At 44.6% G+C, this 5,294-nt stretch carries 6 protein-coding genes; all 6 read right to left on the reverse strand.

Going from position 1 to position 5,294, the window contains the following annotated elements; translation table 11 throughout:
• Positions 1–902: D-ribose ABC transporter substrate-binding protein (locus ACI35L_RS16355; protein WP_439803330.1), on the reverse strand; the 902-nt coding region annotated here is incomplete at its 3' end.
• Between the two features lie 19 nt (positions 903–921).
• Complete coding sequence (locus tag ACI35L_RS16360) at positions 922–1,863, reverse strand: ABC transporter permease subunit (RefSeq protein ID WP_439803331.1); 942 nt, start codon at positions 1,861–1,863, stop codon at positions 922–924.
• Positions 1,844–3,343 carry a sugar ABC transporter ATP-binding protein gene (locus ACI35L_RS16365; RefSeq protein WP_439803332.1) on the reverse strand — a complete coding sequence of 500 codons (1,500 nt, stop codon included), beginning with the start codon at positions 3,341–3,343 and terminating at the stop codon, positions 1,844–1,846. The genes ACI35L_RS16360 and ACI35L_RS16365 overlap by 20 nt, the downstream gene beginning before the upstream one ends.
• 21 nt (positions 3,344–3,364) lie before the next feature.
• Positions 3,365–3,754: a D-ribose pyranase gene (gene rbsD / locus ACI35L_RS16370; RefSeq protein ID WP_439803333.1), complete on the reverse strand. Its 390-nt coding sequence runs from the start codon at positions 3,752–3,754 to the stop codon at positions 3,365–3,367.
• Entirely contained in the window at positions 3,751–4,632 is an 882-nt protein-coding gene (gene rbsK, locus ACI35L_RS16375; RefSeq protein ID WP_439803334.1) for a ribokinase, read from the reverse strand. The genes rbsD and rbsK overlap by 4 nt, the downstream gene beginning before the upstream one ends.
• A partial coding sequence (locus ACI35L_RS16380) for a substrate-binding domain-containing protein (RefSeq protein ID WP_439803335.1) occupies positions 4,629–5,294 on the reverse strand: 666 nt, incomplete at its 5' end. The genes ACI35L_RS16380 and rbsK, both read right to left, overlap by 4 nt.

The raw sequence follows: 5,294 nt of genomic DNA on the forward strand, positions 1-5,294 counted from the left end.
TCTACTGGAATGAAGTCTTCTGGTTCGTCACCATTTAAATATTCTACCGCTGTTTTCACGGCCGTTTCACCGATCAATCCTGGCTGTTGGGCAACGGTTGCGGCCATTTCACCAGCCTCTACCTTTGCTACCGCATCATCTGTCGCGTCAAATCCAACGACAACAATATCTTTTCCTTCCGCTTGAATTGCTTCAAGAGCGCCTAATGCCATTTCATCATTTTGGGCAAATACGGCTTTTACATCCGGGTTAGCTTGAAGAATATTCTCCATAACGGTTAATCCTTCGGAACGATCGAAGTTGGCTGTAAGGCTTGCTACGATATCCACTTGACCTTCAACCGCTTTCACAAAACCTTCGCCGCGGTCAATAGCTGCTGAGGAACCCGCTACTCCTTCTAACACGGCTATCTTAGCCCCTTTATCGATTTGAGAAAGCAAGTATTCCCCTGCCATTTCACCGCCAGCTTTATTATCAGAGGCAATATGAGAAACGACTTCTCCGCCTTCAGAGGAACGGTCTACCGTGATAACTGGAATGCCAGCACTATTAGCTGATTCAACTGCAGAGGCAACGGCAGAGGAATCCACTGGGTTAATCATGATCAAGTCAACCTTTTGCTGAATTAAGTCCTCGATATCAGATGCTTGTTTAGAGGCATCATCCTGAGCGTCTACAACGGTGATTTTAGCTTCTTCACTCTTTGCTTTTTCTTTAGCAGCATCACTTAAAGAAACAAAGAATGGGTTATTTAATGTAGATACAGAGAAGCCAATGACAACCTCATCATTCTTGGAGGAGGAATCAGATTTAGATGAAGAGCCTCCACCTGATTCCATCGAACAAGCAGCCATTACAATCGACATCAATACAGCCAGTACAAGAATTGAAAACTTTTTCATTCCTAAACACTCCTTCATATTATGCTTGTTTCTTTCTATCTAGCATTACGGCTAGTAATATAACTACACCCTTCACAACTTGTTGGAAGAATGAAGATACCCCAATTAAGTTCATCCCATTATTTAAAACACCTATAATTAAGACCCCAACCAATGTGCCAAATATCCATCCTCTGCCTCCCGTCAGCGAAGTGCCGCCAAGTACAACAGCCGCGATGGCATCAAGCTCATACGACTCCCCTGCCGTTGGCTGGGCAGAATTCAATCTGGAGGTCAGGATTAGAGCAGACACAGAAGCTAAAAGCCCCGTGATGGCATAGACCCAAATCTTCACACGATCTGTGTTGATACCCGATAATTTAGATGCTTCTTCATTTCCGCCAACGGCATATACGCGGCGGCCGAAGTTTGTTTTATGAAGAATGAGATAAAGGACAATAAATGCCAGGATTGTGGTGATGACAGGTACAGGGATTCCGAGGAAGTATCCTTTCCCAAACATCTGGAATGTGACTGAATCACCTAGTCCGGAGACTGGTTTACCTTCTGTATAAACAAGCGTTAATCCACGATAAACGGTCATGGTGGCGAGTGTGGCGATAAATGGTGCAACCCTGCCCTTTGTGATGATAATTCCATTGATGGCTCCCAGGATTAAACCGAGAACGAGGGCTACACCCATGGCAATAATGGGGTCTGTCCCGCTTGCTATAAGACTAGCAGCTACAGCTCCGGTTAACGCCAGCGTGGAACCAACGGATAGATCAATGCCGCCAGTCAGAATAACAAAGGTCATGCCGAAAGCGATCAATCCGCTTATGGAAACCTGCCTGAGGACATTTAATAGATTCGATACCGTTAAGAAATTAGGGTTAAGCAATGTTAAGACCACGATTAGCAATAACAATCCAAATAGAGGTCCGAGCTTTGGCAGTAATTCTTTATAATTTATTTTGGACAACTTTCTCTCCTCCTGTCGCAAAATGCATGATCCGCTCTTGTGTCATTTCATGTTTTTCTACTACACCCGTTAATTTGCCTTCCTGCATGACGATGACTCTATCAGCCATTCCAATCACCTCAGGCAGCTCTGAGGAAATCATCAATATCGCAACACCTGATTCAGCTAATTGATTGATAATCTGATAGATTTCTTTTTTGGCTCCGATATCAACCCCACGCGTAGGCTCATCGAGTATTAATATCTCAGGATTTGTTTCAAGCCATTTTGCGATGACCACCTTTTGCTGGTTCCCCCCTGACAGGGATTTCACCAGCTGTTCTGCGCTTGAGGCCCGGATGCGTAATTGCTTCATATGATGATCAACCAGTTTTTCTTCCTTTTTGGGCTGAATAAACCCGCCCTTCGACCCTTTTTCCAAATTAGCCAGCATGATATTTTCCTTTATCGAAAAATCCAGGACTAATCCTTTTGATTTTCTGTCCTCTGTGACAAAACCAATACCATACTTCATGGCCTCAATCGAATCTTTTATTTTAACGGGCTGATTATCTAGTAGAATCTCACCCCCCGAAGCCTTCCGATAGCCGAATAATGTTTCAGCAACCTCGGTACGCCCCGCTCCCATTAGTCCAGCCAGCGCTAGCACCTCGCCCTTTCTCAGTGTGAATGATACATCTTCAAAAGCTTCATCAGCACTTAAACCACGCACCTCAAGCTTTATATCCCCCATACTAGATTCCCTTATCGGAAACCGATTCCCAAGCGCTCGCCCGACCATCATGGAGACAATCTCATCAAAGGTTGTTTCCTGAATTCGTTTCACCCCAACATACTGCCCGTCCCTTAAAACGGTAATCCGATCACAAATCGAAAATATTTCCTCCATCCGGTGAGATATATAGACAAAGGAGATCCCTTTGCTTTTCAATTCTCTTATGGTTTGGAAAAGAGTCGTGATTTCACGATCAGTCAACGCAGCTGTCGGTTCATCCATGACAATATATTTCGCATCAGAAGCAATGGCTTTCGCGATTTCGATGATTTGCTGTTTACCGACGGATAGATCGCCTGCTCTTTTTTTCGGATTGATGTGCAGGCCAAGCTTTGCCAGCAATTCCTTCGCTTCTTTTTCCATTTTCTTTTGTTTCAAGAATCCTAGCTTGTACGTGTATTCTTTTCCAAGGAATAAGTTATCGGCAACAGAGAGATCAGGCAGGATGTTTAGCTCCTGATGGATGACATGAATACCCTCTTTCTCGGAATCCTTCGTTGACTTAAAGTCCATCAGTTTCCCGTTCACTCTTACTTCGCCGCTATCCTTTGTATAGATTCCCGCCAGAATTTTCATCAAGGTGGACTTCCCAGCACCATTTTCCCCCATTAGGGCATGAATCTCACCCTGCTTTAATTCAAACTGAGCATTGTTCAGAACGACATTTCCATTGAACGCTTTCGAAATCCCTGACATTTGTATCATTGAAGTGTCACCAGCTTTCTTTTAGAAGATAACTCCGCTTTGTAAGATGATGTTGGCATATGGAGTTGCTTCGCCTGTACGAATAATCACCTTGGCTGATTTTGTCCGCTCCTTAAGATCTTCATGAGAAACCACCTGTATATCTTCAAAACGCTTATTAATCCATGTATGAAGAGATTGATTATTCTCTTCCATCTCTTCGGCGATAACCGCCTGTTCCACTTCTACATCCTCCAACACGGCTTCAACCACTGGCAAAAAACCAGGCTCCCCTATTTTGTAGCTTAGGTCGATACACGTTGTTCCGTCTGGTACAGGCAGACCGCAATCGGCAATAACAATTTGATCCGTATGGCCTAGCTTGCCAAAAATCCCCGCCAGCTCACGGTTCAACATTCCATTCTTCTTCATAGCGCTCCCCCCTTCATCCTGGCTGCCACTTCCGCCTCGGTAGGCATGCCGCCTTGAGCCCCAAATTTCTCAACGGATAAGGACCCGGCAATATTCGCAAAACGGACAGCTTCCTTAATGGATTTGCCTTCTGTAAGCGCATGAGCAAACGCTCCATTAAATGTGTCCCCTGCCCCAGTCGTATCAACAGGTACAACGGGGTATCCCTCTACTTTGATGATGTCTTGGCCATCAAAGTACATCGCTCCGCTTTCACCAAGAGTCACCATTAATTGATTCGGATAGTTGCGAACAGCTTGTTCAGGCGAAGTGCCGAATATCTCTGTTACCTCTGTTTCATTCGGAGTAAGATACGTAATCCTGTCCATCCACTCAATTTTAAAATTCTCTGCCGGAGCCGGATTTAATATGACAGGCACTTCTGATTCCCTGCATAATCCCAAGATGTACTCCACCGTCTCAGGCGGGATTTCCAGCTGCATGATGACCATCGCTGATTGACTAATCAGCTCCCTGTGTTTTTTAACCATAGATGGAGTCACCTGAAAGTTAGCTCCGGGAACGACAATGATTTGATTGTCGCCATTGTAGACAATAATATTGGCAATCCCCGTATTGGTGCTTACACATTCTATGTAGCTTGTGTCTACCTTCTCATCCTCCAGCTTTTGCTTTAGCACTGAGCCAAAGCTGTCATGTCCGACTGCGCCTATCATCGTGACTGAACTTCCTAAGCGCGCCGCAGCAACCGCTTGATTGGCTCCCTTGCCTCCCGGAACGGTTTCAAAACGCCGGCCTAGGACCGTTTCTCCATGTTTCGGGAGATTATTCGTTTCACAGACTAAATCCATATTGATACTTCCGATAACCGTAATCATTTTCTAGCCCCCTTGACTGATTCTCGTATGATTAATTGCGGGGAAACATATTCATCTAACCGATCGATTGTGTTTCCATCTATTTGTTTGATCAGCATTTCCGTTGCTCTTGAGCCAAGCTCATATATATTTTGGGCGACTGTAGCTAAGCTCGGATTCATCATTTCTCCCAAGCCAATTCCATCAAAGCCCATAATTTGTACTTGGTCAGGAATACGGATTCCTAAAGAATGAGCCGCTTTTATGGCGCCAATTGCGGATATATCACTGCAGGCAAATATAGCATCAATCGTTTCATCTTTTTGTAATAGATTCTTCACGATTTTCTCAGATTCCTTATATTCAAAAGGACAAGGAACAACCGTCACGGAGACCGAAGTATTTGAAATCGCTTTCAAAAATCCTTTTAAACGGTCTTCTGCCGGCCTTAATCCTTCCGGCCCTCTTAAGCAAGCAATATGGCGCGCCTTTTGTTTGATTAGAAACTCTGTGCCAAGCTGCGCTCCTTCTTCATTCCTTGTCATAACGGTCGGAAACCCGCTCCCTATCGGCCGATCCAATGCGACGATTGGCACATTCAACTGCTCATAATATGTCTTCTCCAACTCACTAGTCGCCAGAATCATACCAGCAACATATTTCCTCGATAGGGTTTCAATATA

The sequence above is a fragment of the Pradoshia sp. genome (genome assembly GCF_051873915.1).
Classification (GTDB): Bacteria; Bacillota; Bacilli; order Bacillales; family Pradoshiaceae; genus Pradoshia.

Bases quoted from the DNA above. Each gene is read 5' to 3' on its own strand.
- ACI35L_RS16365 (WP_439803332.1), bottom strand. From the start codon at position 3,343: ATGATACAAATGTCAGGGATTTCGAAAGCGTTCAATGGAAATGTCGTT.
- rbsD (WP_439803333.1), bottom strand. From the start codon at position 3,754: ATGAAGAAGAATGGAATGTTGAACCGTGAGCTGGCGGGGATTTTTGGC.
- rbsK (WP_439803334.1), bottom strand. From the start codon at position 4,632: ATGATTACGGTTATCGGAAGTATCAATATGGATTTAGTCTGTGAAACG.